Source organism: Streptomyces sp. NPDC047072 (genome assembly GCF_040643855.1).
Classification (GTDB): domain Bacteria; phylum Actinomycetota; class Actinomycetes; order Streptomycetales; family Streptomycetaceae; genus Streptomyces.
In genome coordinates, this window is record NZ_JBEYVC010000238.1 from 1 (window position 1) to 13,758 (window position 13,758).

Consider the following 13,758-nt stretch of genomic DNA (forward strand, 5'->3'; position numbering starts at 1 on the left):
TGTTGAACTCGCCGGCCCGCATCCGGGCGACCACGTCCGCGACCGCCCTGCCGTAGTGCTCGGGGGTGGGGACCTCCCGGACCTGCCAGTCGGGCCGTCGTGCGGGATGGGGTACGGGCAGCGCCAGGAGCGGGTCCTCACGCAGGGGAGGAGCGGAGTGCGTGAGGTCGGGCACCGCCAGCGCGGTCGGTGCGTCCGGTGCGAAGGGCAGGGAGCCGATGACGACCGGTGCGGGCGCGTCGGGCCGGCGCAGGGCGTCGAGGACGTCCCGTACCCGGTGGGCCAACGGGCCCGCCCCGTCGGGGACTTCGGCGGCGGTGCCACGGCCCAGCAGGGTCCGGTGGGGTGTGGCGAGGAAACGATCCGTCGCGGGTCGGTAGGCGTCGAGGAGAGAGGTCGCCGCGCCGGGGGTGACCAGCGGCTCGGCGGGAGCGTGCGTGGTGAGGGACATGGTTGTCTCCAGTGGGGGGAGAGCGAGGGGCCGGTCAGGCCCGGAGGGTGGCTCCGCCGTCCACGTACAGGTCGTGCATGGTGATGTGGCGGGCGCGGTCGGAGACCAGGAACACGACGGCGTCGGCGACGTCGGAGGGTTCGGCGACCCGGCCCAGCGGGATGCCGGTGCGATGGGCCGCGAGGTCTCCCTCGACCACGCGGCGGACGGCGGCCGCCTCGTCCCCGGCGGGCCACAGGGCGCGCTGCATGTCGGTCAGGGTGGATCCGGGCGAGACCGTGTTGCAGCGGACGCCGTGGGCGGCCACCTCCAGGCCGAGGCACTTGGTGAACATGACGGAGGCGGCCTTCGAGGCGGCGTAGGCGGCCATGCCCGTGCGCGGGATGCCGGCCGCGTTCGAGGCGACGGTGACGATGCTGCCGCGCCCCCGTCCGGTCATCCGGCGGGCCACCGCGCGTGAGACGTGCATGACGCCGGTGGTGTTGACGGCGAAGGTGGCCGCCCAGTCGGTGTCCGTCAGCGCCTCGACGGGTGAACTGCGCAGGATCCCGGCCACGTTGACGGCGATGTCCAGCGGACCGAGCGTGTCCTCGGCCTCGGCGACCAGCACGTCCACGGCGTCCGGGTCGGTCACGTCGAGGGGGCGGGCGACCACCTTGTCGCCCCATGCGTCGGCGAGCGCGGCGACGCCCTCGCCGTCCACGTCGGTGGCCAGGACCCGGGCGCCCGCCGCGACGAGGGCCGCCGTCACGGCGGCCCCGATGCCCCGGCCCGCCCCCGTCACGAGGGCGAGCCGGCCGGTCGGCGAAGCGCTCACGGGGCGAGGGCCTTCGTCACGTCGTCGAGGACGATCCGCGCGGCCAGCGGGCCGCCCGCGCTGTTCCACGCAGAGCCCTGGACGACCACGACGTGTCCCTTCTTCTGGACATTCAGCTTGCTGAAGTTGGGCACCTTGACGGCCTCGGCGTACGCCTTCTCGCCCTCGGCGGTGTCGCCGAGCGTGCCGAAGAACAGCCAGTCGCCGTCGATGGTGGACAGCTTCTCCAGGCTGACCGGCTCGCTGTGCCCGACGCTCGCGCCCTGCTGGTCGGCGGGCCGGGTCAGGCCCAGAGCGGACAGCGTGGAGCCCACGTGTCCCACGCCCTTGCCGACCACCGAGGGCGCGCCGTCCTGCCAGCGGACCACGCTGACCACCGCGCCCGCGTTGGCGCCGAGCTTCGCCTTGGTCGCGGCGACGTCGGCGTCGAAGCCGGTGAGGATCTTCTCGCCCTGCGCCTTCTCGTTGAGGGCGTTCGCGGTCGCGGTGAAGGCGTCCTTCCAGTCCGCGTTGAGCTTCGCGGTGACCACGGTCGGTGCGATGGCCTGCAACTTGGCGAGCTGGGTCTTCGCGCCGGTGGTCTCGTCGAGCAGGATCAGGTCGGGGTGCAGCGCCGCCAGCTTCTCGAGGTCGGCCTCCGCGACGGTGGCGACGACCTCGGCGCTCGTGGCCTTGTCGGCGAGGTAGGTGGACACGCCCGTCTGGCCGCGGCCCGCGGTGGCGCCGACGGGCCGCACACCGAGGGCGAGGGCGGCGTCGAGGGTGGGCTCGCTGAGGGTGACGACCTTCTTCGGGTCCGCCGGTACCTGGACCGTGCGGCCCTGGGCGTCGGTGATGCTGCGGGTCGTGGTCGCCTTGCCGGCGCTGACGGCGTCGTCGCCGTCGTCCCCGCAGCCGGCCAGGAGGAGGGTTCCGGTGACCACGGCGGCGAGGGACGTCAGGACAGCGCGGCGAGAGGTTCTTGCGGCGTACATGGTGATGAACTCCTTGCAGGGACCTTGCGGAAACAGGAGGGGAGGGATCGGGGAGGGCGTCAGCCCGTGGGGTCGCCGAGCAGGCGGACCAGTCCGTCGGCCAGGGCACCGTGCCAACAGGCGTAGTCGTGGCCGCCGTTGTACTCGTCGTAGGTCACCCGGTAGCCCGCGCCGGCCAGCGCTTTGTGGAGCGCACGGTTCTGGTCGACCATGGAGCCCTCGTGGAGGCCGACGTCCAGGTGGACCCGCACCGGACGAGGCGGCGTCGAGGTGTAGCGGCCGACGAGCCAGGGGATGCCGTACGCCCGGGGCGCCGGAGGACCGGAGCCGTGCGGGGGCGGCAGCCCGGGCCGCCACCACAGGGAGGCGGACTGGGCGAGCACGTTGCCGAACCGGTCGGGTCTGCGATGACCGGCGTACAGGGCGGTGACCCCGCCCAGGCTCTGCCCGGCGACGACGGTTCGCGCGGGGTCCGTGGTCAGCGGCCAGCGGCCGGCCGCCCAGGGCAGCAGTTCGTCGGCGAGGAAGGACACGAACGGGTCCCGGCCGCCGAGTTCGCGCCAGCGGGTGTCCCGGTCGACGGCGTCCGGAGCCAGGACGACCAGCGGCGGCAGTGCCCGGTCGGCGATCAGTGCGTCGAGGGTGCGGCCGAGGCCCATCCGGCCGAGCCACATGTCGCCGTCGCACACCACCGCCACCGGCAGTGAGGAGGCGGCCGCGCGCTCGTGCCCCGGCGGCAGGTAGACCCAGGTGTCGCGGGTCCCGCCGAGGGCGGTGGCGGCCACCCGGTACCGCTCGACCCGGCCTGCCGACACGTCGCCGCCCCGGCCTGCCCAGGGCTCGGCGGGGGCCTCGGGCAGGGCGAAGACCGAGCTCGGCACGGACTGCCAACGGGTGGGCACCGTACGGTCGTTGAGCGGGTCGGGCGCAGCGTGCGCGGACAGCGACCGCAGCCGCCGCTGGAGCAGCCACTCGTCCGCGGGCGGCTGCTTGGCCGAGATGTCGGCGGCCATCCGGTAGGAGCCGCGGTGGTCCGCCCGCAGGGCCAGACCCAGATGCCATACGTCGGTGCCGGGGATGTTCTCCAGCAGGGCGCCGGCGAGGTGGTCGCGGTCGATGACGCGGTTGGCGAGCAGCAGCACCTGCCGGGTGGCGCGGTGGCCGCGCCACAGGAACGTGACGGCCCGGCGTCCCGGAGCGCCCTCCAGCTCCTCCACGAGGGGGGTGCCCGAGTGCTCCACCTCCTGCCAGAACGCGGTCGTCAGGGCGGCGCGTTCGGCCGCGGTGTCCGCTTCGGACAGCTGGGCCACCAGACGCGCCACCCGCGGGCCGACGACCCGGGTGGGGACGGCGTCGGCCGCCGCCCGGCCCCTGCGGGAGAGGGACTTCGCGGTCATCGCGACTCCCCGTGGGTACGCGCGAGTTCGAGCAGCCGCGGCACGGTCTCCCCGGGGCTCGGCGTCGCCGCCATCTCCCGGGCCACATCCCGGGCGGCGGTGCGCAGCGCACCGTCGGTCAGCAGCCGCTCGACGAGGCCGGCCGTCAGGTCCTCCGGCCCGCCGGGCACCAGCCCGCAGCCGCGCTCACGCACCGCGGCGGCGTTGGCCGGCCGGTCCGCCCCTTCGCCGAGCACGATCTGCGGCAGCCCGGAATCCAGGGCGGTGAGGGTGGTGCCGGCACCACCGTGGTGGACGACGGCGTCGCTGTGCGCGAGCAGCATGCCCAGCGGAATCCAGTCCACCGGCCGCACGTTGTCCGGCAGTTCACCCAGGCCCGACAGATCGCCGCCGCCCAGGGCGAGGACGAACTCCGCGTCGGTGTGCCGGGCCGCGTCCACCACCCAACGCACCGGTGACACCCCGTCGATCACCGGACGGACCGTGCCGAGGGTGACGGTCACGCGGGGGCGCTTGCGGGCGCCGGGCAGCCACTCGGGCAGGGTGCCGCCGCCGTTGTAGGGGACGTACCTCATGAACCAGCGCCGGGGTTCGGCGGTCACGCTCATGCTGGGCGGGGTGACGTCGAGCCAGGCGGCGATCGGGGCCGGACCGTCGAGACCGTGCCGGGCGTAGGCCGGGGCCAGGACGTTGTTCATCATCCCGACGTGGGCCGAGGTGTGGCCGAAACCCACCGCGTGCAGCACGGAGGGAACCCGGATGCGGGCCGCCACGAGCTGACCGGCCACGCCGAGCGGGGTGTGGACCACGAGGTCGGGCCGCCAGTCCTCGGCGAGGGTGACCATCCGGTCGGCCATCTCCTCGCTGAAGAAGGAGAACCCGCCTCCCTTCGGCGGTGCGCCACGCTCGCCCGGCGCGGGCGGCCTGCGGTTGCCGCGGTCGCGCTCCATCTCGGCGTAGAGCGCGTCCGGATCGATGCCGGGCGCGCAGTCGGCGGCGAGGAGACCGGCCCGTTCGGTGTGGCCCACGGCCGCCCCGCAGGTGGCGACCAGGACCTCGTGCCCCGCGGCTCTGAGGCCGTGCGCGAGCGGAACCAGGGGATACAGCAGTCCGAAGAACGGGGGGCCGACAAGCAGGACGCGCATGTCTCCTCTTTCCGGGAAATGTGTCGGCGAAATCGTCAACAAGCAAGGTTAGGTTAGCCTAAGCTAAGCACATGTCCAGTGGATCCCACCCCCAGCCGGGAGGGAGGCGACGGCTGCTCGCCGCCTGTCGCCAACACCCCGGCCCGCTCACCGCTCTTGTCCTCGGTTCCGTGCTCGGCACCGGCCTCGAAGCCCTGGGGCCCCTGCTCGCGGGCCTCGCCGTGAACGACGCCGTCGCCGGCCGACCAGGGCGGGCCGGTGTGCTCGCCGCTCTCCTGTGCGCCCTCGCCGTCGTCCAGTTCGGCGCCGAGTTCACCCGGCGCTACGCCGCCGGAAAACTCGCGCTGGCCGTCCAGCACGGGCTGCGCACGCAGGTGTTCGACTCGATCCAGCGCTACGACGGCGTCCGGCAGGACGAGTTGCGCACCGGGCAGGTCGTCTCCCGCGCCAACAGCGACCTCCAGCAGATCCAGACGATGCTCGGGATGCTGCCGATCCCGCTCGGTGTGAGCGCGCAGTTCGCCGTCGCCGTCGCGGCGATGCTGTGGCTGTCCGCACCACTGACCCTCGTGGCCCTCACCGTCGTGCCGGCCCTCGCGTTCACCGCAGCGCGCAGCCGGGCGAAGCTGGTGCCCGCGACCCGGGCGGGCCAGGCGCAGGCCGCGGCCGTCGCCGAGCACGTCGAGGAGACCGTCACCGGCGTCCGCGTCGTCAAGGCATTCGGCCAGGAGGATGCCGAGACCGACCGCATGGCCCGTGCCTGTCGCGCGTTGTTCGGCCGCCGTCTGGAGGTGGCCCGCCTCCAGGCCGCCGCGACCGCCACCATGTCCGCCCTGCCCGCCGCCGGACAGGTCGGCGTCCTCGCCCTCGGCGGCTGGCTCGCCCTGCGCGGCAGCATCGACGTCGGCACCTTCCTGGCCTTCGCCGGCTACCTCACCCTGCTCGCCGGACCCGCCCGGCTGCTGGCCAACTTCACCGTCAACGCCCAGCAGGCCCGCGCGGCGGCCGACCGGGTGTACGAACTGGTCGACGCGCGCCCCGACATCACCGACCATCCGCACGCCGAGGACCTGCCCGAGGGCCCCCTGGAACTCGAACTGCGCGAGCTCACCTTCGGCTACGCGCCCAGCGACCCGGTCCTCGCCGGGGTGTCCCTGACCGTCCGGCCGGGCGAGACCCTCGCCGTCGTCGGACCGCCCGGCTCCGGCAAGTCGACCGTCTCCCTGCTGCTCAGCCGCTTCTACGACCCCCAGTCGGGCAGCGTCCGGGTCGGCGGCACCGATGTGCGGATGCTGCGGCTCGCCTCCCTGCGCGCGGCCGTCGGCAGCGTCTTCGAGGACCCCTTCCTGTTCTCCTGCTCGATCCGCGACAACATCGCCCACGGTCGCCCCGACGCGACCGACGCCGAGGTGGAGGCCGCGGCCCGGGCCGCCGACGCCCACGCGTTCATCAGCGCGCTGCCCGCCGGGTACGCCACAGAGGCGGGGGAGCGGGGCATGCAGCTCTCCGGCGGCCAGCGCCAGCGGATCGCCCTGGCCCGCGCGCTGCTCACCGACCCGCGCGTCCTGGTCCTCGACGACGCCACCTCCGCCGTCGACCCGGCCACCGAGTCCGTCATCCAGGACGCCCTGCGCCGGGCCGCCGCCGGACGCACCACGCTGCTCATCGCCCACCGCCGCTCCACTCTCGCCCTCGCCGACCGCATCGCCGTCCTCGACGGCGGGCGCCTCGTCGACTGCGGCACCGAGACCGAACTGACCGTCCGCTGCGGCCTGTTCCGCGAACTGCTGGCGGGGCCGAGCGGGAGTGTGGACGAGCGGGTGGTCGCCGCCGCGGGACCGGACGGCGCGGGGCCCGGCGGGGCTGATCAGGGTGGGGCTGGATCGGACACCGTGAGACAGGGCGGCGCAGAGCCGGGTACCGGGGAACCGGGGGGCGCTGAGCCGGACACCGAGGGACCGGCCGAAGCGGAGTCCGGTGGTGCCGGATCGGGTGCCGCCGGATCGGGTGCCGGCAATTCGCCCGGCGTCGAGCCGACGTCATCCGTCCGCGGGCCCGTCGAGGGTGCGGTCACCCCGGCGCTCTGGCCGCGCCCGCCGGTCGAGAAGGCCGCCGAGGACGTCGTACCGGACGAAGAACCGGCCCTGGACGAGCGGGAGTTGCGCGCTCCGGCTGCCCACCTCACCCTGCGCCGGCTCCTGGGCCCCATAGGGGGTCCCCTTCTGCTCGGCCTCGCCCTGCTCGTCGCCGACACCGCCGCCGGCACCGCGCTGCCGCTCCTGGTACGCCGGGGTCTCGACTCCGGCGTGGCCGACGGCGACGGCCGTGTCCTCACGGTCTGCGTCCTGCTCGGCGTCCTCGCGGTCGCGGTGAGCTGGGCCGCCCTGAACGCCCAGACCCGCGTCACCCGCCGGGCCGGCGAACGGGTCCTGTACGGGCTGCGGATCCGCGTCTTCGCCCAACTCCAGCGGCTCGGCGTGGACTTCTACGAGCGTGAGCGCGGCGGGCAGGTCATGACCAGGATCGTCAACGACATCGACGCCCTCGCCGCGTTCCTCCAGAACGGTCTGCTCACCTCGGTCGCCGCCCTGGCCACCGTCACCGGCGCCGTCTGCGCGATGATCGCCGTCCACCCGCCGCTGGCCCTCGCCGCCCTCGCCCTGCTGCCCCTCGTGCTCGGCGCCACCTTCGTGTTCTGGCGGCTGTCCTCGGCGGCGTACGACGAGGCCCGGCGCCGCATCGGCGAGGTGAACGCCTCCCTCCAGGAGAACGTCAGCGGACTGCGCACCGCGCAGGCACACGGCCGAGAGGAGGGCGCCGCCCGCGACTTCGGCGAACTCTCCGCCGCCTACCGCACGGCCCGTCTGCGCGCCCAGCGCTACGCCTCCGTCTACTTCCCCAGCGTCAACCTGACCGCCGAACTCTCCCGCGCCCTGGTGCTGTTCGTCGGCGCCCACCGGGTGGCGGACGGTGACCTCTCACCCGGTGTGCTGGTCGCGTTCATGCTCTACCTGAGCATGTTCTTCGCCCCGATCCAGCAGCTGTCCCTCACCTTCGACAGCTACCAGCAGGCGTCGGTGGGCCTGCGCCGCGTCCTGGAACTGCTGCGCATACGCCCGACATCGACCCGCACCGAGGATCCGGCACCGCTGCCGGAGCACCTGCGCGGCGCCATCGAGTTGCGAGGCGTCGGAGTCACCTACCCCGGTGCCGACCGGCCGTCCCTGCGCGACGTCGACCTGCGGATCGAGCCGGGGGAGACGGTCGCCCTCGTCGGTACCACCGGCGCGGGCAAGTCCACCCTCGTCAAGCTCCTCGCCCGCTTCCACGACCCCGACCGGGGGAGCGTCCTCGTCGACGGCACCGACATCGGCCGCTGGCCCGCCCCCGAGTACCGGCGGCGCCTCGGGTATGTGCCGCAGGAGCCCCACCTGTTCAGCGGTGACATCGCCGCCAACATCCGCTACGGCAGGCCCTCGGCGAGCGACGCCGAAGTGGAGGCCGCGGCCCGTGCGGTCGGCGCGCTCGATGCCGTCGCCGCCCAGCCGCACGGCTTCCGTCAGCCGGTCGGCGAAGGAGGCCGGTCCCTGTCGGCGGGCCAGCGGCAGCTGATCGCGCTCGCCCGCGCCGAACTCGTCGACCCCGCCGTGCTGTTGCTCGACGAGGCCACCGCCGCGCTGGACCCAGCCACCGAGGAGGCGGTGGCCCGTGCGGGGGAGAGCGCCGCGGGGCGCCGTACGACCGTCGTCGTCGCCCACCGGCTGACGACCGCGGCCCGGGCCGACCGGATCGTCGTCCTCGACCACGGCCGGGTGGCCGAACAGGGCACCCACGAAAGCCTGTTGGCGGCGGACGGCGCCTACGCACGACTGTGGCGGACCACCGCCGAGGACGTCCGTGAACCCGCGGGAGCACCCCGACCGTGAGAACCCTCGACAAGGCACCCGTATGAGCGTCACCGCAGCCCCGCCGGTCGCACCCGGGACCCCGCGCTCCCGCACCTCCCTGCGCTCGGCAGGGCTCCTGCTGGGCGTGGCGGTCCTGGTCGCGGGCGTCGCCCTCTCGCTGGCCGTGGGCACCAAGCAGATCCCCCTCGACCAGGTCTGGTCGGCCCTGGTGTCGCCGTCCGGCACCGAGAACGACGCGATCGTGCGCGACCTCCGTCTGCCGCGCACCCTCATCGGCGTCGCCGTCGGCGCGGCCCTCGGCCTCGCGGGCGCGGTGATGCAGACCCTGACCCGCAACCCCCTGGCCGATCCCGGACTGCTCGGCGTCAACGCGGGTGCCTCGGCGGCCGTCGTCACCGCGATCGGCGTCCTCGGCATCACCTCCTTCTCCGGCTACCTCTGGTTCGCACTCGCCGGGGCGGCCCTCGCGGCCGTCGCCGTCAACGCCCTAGGCGGCGGCCGGTACGCCACCCCCGTACGCCTCGCCCTCGCCGGGACCGCCGTCAACGCCGCCCTGTTCGGCTACATCAACGGACTCCAGCTGTGGAACCTCAGCACCCTCGACGCGATGCGTCACTGGTCGGTGGGCACCCTCGCCAAACGCGACATCGCCCTGCTGCTGACCGTGCTGCCCCTGCTGGTCGCCGGAGCCCTGCTCGCGCTCGGGCTCGCCCGGCCGCTGGGCGCGATCGCGCTCGGCGACGACCACGCCCGCGCCCTCGGCACCCGGGTGCGGCTCGCCCGGAGCCTCGCCGTCGTCGCCGTCACGCTGCTGTGCGGGGCGGCGACCGCGGTGTGCGGCCCGATCGGGTTCGTCGGCCTGATGGTCCCGCACGCCGCGCGGGCCTTCTGCGGCCCCGACCCGCGGTGGCTGCTCCCGTACTGCGCGCTCTACGCGCCGGTGCTGCTGCTCGTCTCCGACGTGGTCGGCCGCGTCGTCGTGCCGCCCTCGGAGATCGAGGTGGGCACGGTGACGGCCTTCCTCGGAGGCCTGCTCTTCATCCATCTGGTACGGCGGCGGAAGGTGGCCCAGCTGTGAGCGTGACCGAGAACCCGCCACGGGCCAGGGTGGTCCGCCCCGGCCTGGTGCGCACGGGCCGCTGGTCCCTGCGCTACACCCCACGTGCCCTGCTGGTCTGCGCCGCCCTCGGCGCGCTCGCCGCGGGTACGACGGTACTGGCCATCGGCACCGGGACGTACGCGCTGTCACCACCGCAGGTGCTGCGCACCCTCGCCGGCGGGGGCCCACCGGGCGCCGGGTTCATCGTGCTCGACCTGCGCCTTCCCCGTGCCCTGGTCGCGGTCCTGGTCGGCTTCGGGATGGGCATGGCGGGAGCGGTCTTCCAGTCGCTGACCCGCAACCCCCTCGGCAGCCCGGACATCACCGGGTTCGGCAACGGCGCCTCGGCGGGGGCGCTCGTCGCGATCATCCTCTTCGACGCGGGCGACACCCAGACCGCGGCCGGCGCGGTGTGCGGCGGGCTCGCCACCGCCGCCGCCGTCTACCTCCTGGCGTGGAAGCGGGGCGTCCACGGCTACCGGCTCGTCCTCGTCGGGATCGGCGCCTCCGCCGTACTGGGCTCGGCGACCAGCTTCCTCTACGTCCGCGCCGACATCGGCAAGGCGGCCCAGGCGGCGAGCTGGATGATCGGTTCGCTCAACGCCCGCGACTGGGGCGACGTCCGGATCGCCGCCCTGGGCCTGGCCGTGCTGGTGCCGGTGGTCCTCGGCCGCGCACGGCAGTTGACGCTGCTGGAGATGGGCGACGACACGGCCGCCGCGCTGGGCGTCCCGCCCGAACGCACCCGGCTGGTGCTGCTGGCCACGGGCACGGGACTGACCGCGATGGCGGTCGCCGCGGCCGGCCCCGTTCCCTTCGTCGCCATGGCGGCGCCCCAACTGGCCCGCCGCATGACCCGTTCCGCCGGGCCCAACCTCCTGCCCGCCGCGTGGACCGGAGCGCTCCTCGTCTCCGCCGCCGACCTGGTCACCCAGCGCGTCACCGGCTCCGCGCTGATGCCGGTCGGCGTGGTGACGGGCGTGGCGGGCGGCGCCTACCTGGCCTGGCTGCTGCGCGGGGAGCGACGCGCGGGCAAGGTGTGAGCGCCGTACCCCGCCCCGTGCGGAGACCTCACCCGAAGATCGCCGCCGGGTCGGGCTTCTTGTCGCCGAACAGCCCGTCCTCCTCGCCCAGGGAGGCGAGCTTCTCGATGGACGCCAGGTTGGTCTCGGTCGGCCACAGCGGAAGCGTCAGCTTCTTCAGCACCTCGGCGTCGATCTTGGTGTACGTGGTGATGGCCTGCCGGGCCTCGTCCGGGTGCGCGGAGGCGTACGCGAGGGACTCGCTCACCGCCTCCTTGAACCTCTTGACCAGGTCCGGGTTCTCCTGGGCCAGCCTGGCCGAGGTGAAGTACGTCGCCAGGGTGAGCTTGGGGTCGGTCTCCGCGAACGGCGCCGTCACGGAGCGGGCGCCCTGGGACATGGCGATCGTCTGGGCCGGCTCTCCCATCCAGGCGGCGTCGACCCGACCGCCGGCGATCGCGGCCGGCATCTGGTCGAAGGGGATCTCGACGAACTTGACCTTCGCGGGGTCGCCGCCGTCCTTGCGGACCGCCTCGCGCACCACGGTGTCCCCGATGTTCTTGAGGGTGTTGACCGCCACGGTGTGCCCCGCGAGCTCCTTCGCCGACTTGATGGGGCTGTCCTTCTTGACGAGCACCCCGGTGACGTCCCGCGTGGTGTTGCCGGTCGTGGTCGTCGCGTTGATCACCGACTTGAGCGCGATCCCCTGCGTCTGGGCGATCATCAGCGAGGTGGGGTTGCTGAACCCGAACTGGAACTGGCCGCTGAGCACGCCGGGGACGATCGCGGCGCCGCCCTGGGCGCTCTCCATCTTCAGCTCGATGCCGCGACTGTCGAAGAAGCCCTTCTCCTGGCCCAGATAGAGCGGCGCGACATCCACGATCGGCACGATGCCGACCTTGACCTGGGTGGTTCCGCCGCTGCCGGAATCCGACGAGGCGCTCGCCCCGTCCGACGAGGATCCGCATCCGGCCGCACAGACGACCGTGACCACTGCTGTCGCAAGCCCGAGAACGCGCCGTCGCATGGGGCTCCTCCTGAGGGAAGGTGAGTGAGGGTGGCTCGATGTGCGCTGGCTCGCCGACCGTTCCGGTGGGCCCTCCACCATGACGTTGTGCATATTGCGGACGGCCGCAATCTACTCGCCTACCTTTGCGGTGTCATGCCCCTGGACGGCCGTACCCTTGCGGACGTGTCGTTCTCCCAGGTGAAGCCCTCCGGCATACGCGACGGGCACCCGTCCGGCGGCGGCCGGGAGCGCCCCGGCGCCCCGCAGCCGCGCCCCCAGTCCCTGCTGCTCGCCTTCTTCGGCGACCACGTCCTGGAGGAGGGCCCGCTGGGCGTCTACTCGGGCAGCGTCATCGACGTGCTCGGGCGCGCGGGGATCGGGGAGCAGGCCGTGCGCTCCACGCTCACCCGCATGGTGGGCCGCGGTCTGCTGCAGCGTCAGCGGGAGGGCCGCCGGATGTACTTCGGGCTGACCCCGCACGCGACCCAGATCCTCCACGACGGCCGCAGGCGCGTTTGGACGGCCAGTGCCGTCAACGACGACTGGGACGGCATCTGGACGCTGTTCGGGTTCTCGCTCCCGGACGCCTGGCAGCGGCGGCGGCACGACCTGCGCTCCCGGCTCGCCTGGTCCGGCTTCGGGCCGCTCTACAGCGGACTGTGGGTCGCGCCCGGCCGGGTCGACGTCTCCGAGACCGTGGCCGAACTCGGCATCGCCGCCCACGTCAAGGTCTTCCACGCGCGCGCCGACGAGGCCACCGACATCGCGGTGATGGTCCGGGAGAGCTGGGACCTGGAGGCGATCGCCGCCCGCTACCGCTCCTTCGAGGAGCGCTGGGGCGGACACGTCGACCGGCATCCCGACGACGCCCTGGCCACCCGGCTGTGCCTGGTCGCCGAGTGGCTGCGGGCCATCCGCACCGATCCCCGTCTGCCCGCCCGGCACCTGCCGGCCGACTGGCCCGCCCGGTCCGCCGAGGAAACGTTCCGTCGTCTCGCGGACCGGACGGGGGACGCGGCCCGCCGGATGGCCGCCGAGCTGCTGGAGACGACACCGCTACGGTCCTTGTGAGCGGGGTGCGTCCTCCGTCGGTAGTACGCCCACTAAACATCCGCAGTAAATTACTTGAGTTACGCAACAAGATGGTAAACTGGCGAGTATGTCCTCACAGCCGCTCCCCGACGTCCCCGCGTCCCCGGAAGTCATCGAGATCGAGCGGGCGCTCACCCGCATCACCTACCTGAGCACCCGCGCCCGGCAGCACGACCGCCTGATGGCCCTGGCCGAGGTGCCGCTGGACCGCGCCGCCGTGGCCCTGCTGCGGCAGGTCGCGGACACCGAGCCGATGCGCCCCGGTGAGCTGGCGAACCGCCTCGGGGTGGAGGCCTCGCACGTCACGCGCACGGTCCAGCAGCTCCAGAAGTCCGGTTACGTCACCCGCGTCCCCGACCCCGACGACCGGCGCGCCCAGCGCATCCAGCTCACCGAGACGGGACAGCAGGCCATAGACCGCGTCCGGGACGCCGGCGCCCGGGGCATGCAGCTGGCCCTCGCGCAGTGGTCGCCCGAGGAACTGCGCGAGCTCGCCGTCCTCTTCCACCGCATGGTCGACGACTTCCTCTCCTACTCCATCGACGACGAGAGCGAGGAGCCGACCCCGGCCGGCACCGCCTGAGTCTCACCCCGCACCGACCCAGGCCGCCGGCCGCGCCACGGGGGCCGGCTCCCGCAGCCGTCGCAGCAGCAGGAGCCCCAGCGCGGGCAGCGCCACCAGCGGGACGAGCGCGAGCCGCAGCGACATGGCGTCGGCCAAGGCCCCCAGCGCCGGGGCCGCGAGACCGCCGACGCTCACCGTCAGGCCCAGCGTCACCCCGCTCGCCGTTCACCGCCTACTTCGCCTCCCGCCCGCTCGTCGAGTCGCGTCTGCTGCGTGCGT

General features: G+C 73.8%; 11 protein-coding genes and 1 pseudogene. 5 read left to right on the forward strand and 7 right to left on the reverse strand.

The window, feature by feature from the left end:
- The 5 genes and pseudogenes from ABZ896_RS48600 to ABZ896_RS48620 all read right to left on the reverse strand — a co-directional run.
- A pseudogene (locus ABZ896_RS48600) lies at positions 1-451 on the reverse strand (isochorismate synthase); the annotation flags it as partial.
- Between the two features lie 34 nt (positions 452-485).
- Complete coding sequence (locus ABZ896_RS48605; RefSeq protein ID WP_360944470.1) at positions 486-1,268, reverse strand: 2,3-dihydro-2,3-dihydroxybenzoate dehydrogenase; 783 nt, start codon at positions 1,266-1,268, stop codon at positions 486-488.
- Entirely contained in the window at positions 1,265-2,242 is a 978-nt protein-coding gene (locus ABZ896_RS48610) for an ABC transporter substrate-binding protein (protein ID WP_360944473.1), read from the reverse strand. The genes ABZ896_RS48605 and ABZ896_RS48610 overlap by 4 nt, the downstream gene beginning before the upstream one ends.
- A gap of 59 nt (positions 2,243-2,301) precedes the next feature.
- Positions 2,302-3,639 carry an enterochelin esterase gene (fes, locus tag ABZ896_RS48615; RefSeq protein ID WP_360944476.1) on the reverse strand — a complete coding sequence of 446 codons (1,338 nt, stop codon included), beginning with the start codon at positions 3,637-3,639 and terminating at the stop codon, positions 2,302-2,304.
- Positions 3,636-4,784, reverse strand: a complete 1,149-nt coding sequence (locus ABZ896_RS48620) for a nucleotide disphospho-sugar-binding domain-containing protein (protein ID WP_360944479.1) — start codon at positions 4,782-4,784, stop codon at positions 3,636-3,638. Before ABZ896_RS48620 ends, fes begins: the two co-directional genes overlap by 4 nt.
- 71 nt (positions 4,785-4,855) lie before the next feature.
- Between ABZ896_RS48620 and ABZ896_RS48625 the strand changes: the two genes are divergently transcribed.
- Genes ABZ896_RS48625 through ABZ896_RS48635 form a run of 3 tightly spaced genes read left to right on the forward strand, consistent with a single transcriptional unit; the run spans position 4,856 to position 10,834 of the window.
- Entirely contained in the window at positions 4,856-8,710 is a 3,855-nt protein-coding gene (locus tag ABZ896_RS48625; RefSeq protein ID WP_360944482.1) for an ABC transporter ATP-binding protein, read from the forward strand.
- A 22-nt stretch (positions 8,711-8,732) separates the two neighbouring features.
- A complete protein-coding gene (locus ABZ896_RS48630; RefSeq protein ID WP_360944485.1) occupies positions 8,733-9,770 on the forward strand; it encodes an iron chelate uptake ABC transporter family permease subunit in 1,038 nt (345 codons plus the stop codon).
- Between the two features lie 2 nt (positions 9,771-9,772).
- Entirely contained in the window at positions 9,773-10,834 is a 1,062-nt protein-coding gene (locus ABZ896_RS48635) for an iron chelate uptake ABC transporter family permease subunit (protein ID WP_360944497.1), read from the forward strand.
- A gap of 28 nt (positions 10,835-10,862) precedes the next feature.
- Here ABZ896_RS48635 and ABZ896_RS48640 read toward each other — a convergent pair whose 3' ends face one another.
- Positions 10,863-11,840, reverse strand: coding sequence for an ABC transporter substrate-binding protein (locus ABZ896_RS48640; RefSeq protein ID WP_360944488.1), 978 nt, complete (start codon positions 11,838-11,840; stop codon positions 10,863-10,865).
- A 195-nt stretch (positions 11,841-12,035) separates the two neighbouring features.
- On the opposite strand from ABZ896_RS48640, the gene ABZ896_RS48645 reads away from it, so the two are divergent.
- Entirely contained in the window at positions 12,036-12,893 is an 858-nt protein-coding gene (locus ABZ896_RS48645) for a PaaX family transcriptional regulator C-terminal domain-containing protein (protein ID WP_360944500.1), read from the forward strand.
- An 88-nt stretch (positions 12,894-12,981) separates the two neighbouring features.
- Complete coding sequence (locus ABZ896_RS48650) at positions 12,982-13,497, forward strand: MarR family transcriptional regulator (protein WP_360944491.1); 516 nt, start codon at positions 12,982-12,984, stop codon at positions 13,495-13,497.
- A 3-nt stretch (positions 13,498-13,500) separates the two neighbouring features.
- Here ABZ896_RS48650 and ABZ896_RS48655 read toward each other — a convergent pair whose 3' ends face one another.
- Positions 13,501-13,692, reverse strand: coding sequence for a hypothetical protein (locus ABZ896_RS48655; RefSeq protein ID WP_360944494.1), 192 nt, complete (start codon positions 13,690-13,692; stop codon positions 13,501-13,503).
- Between the last annotated feature and the right edge of the window lie 66 nt (positions 13,693-13,758).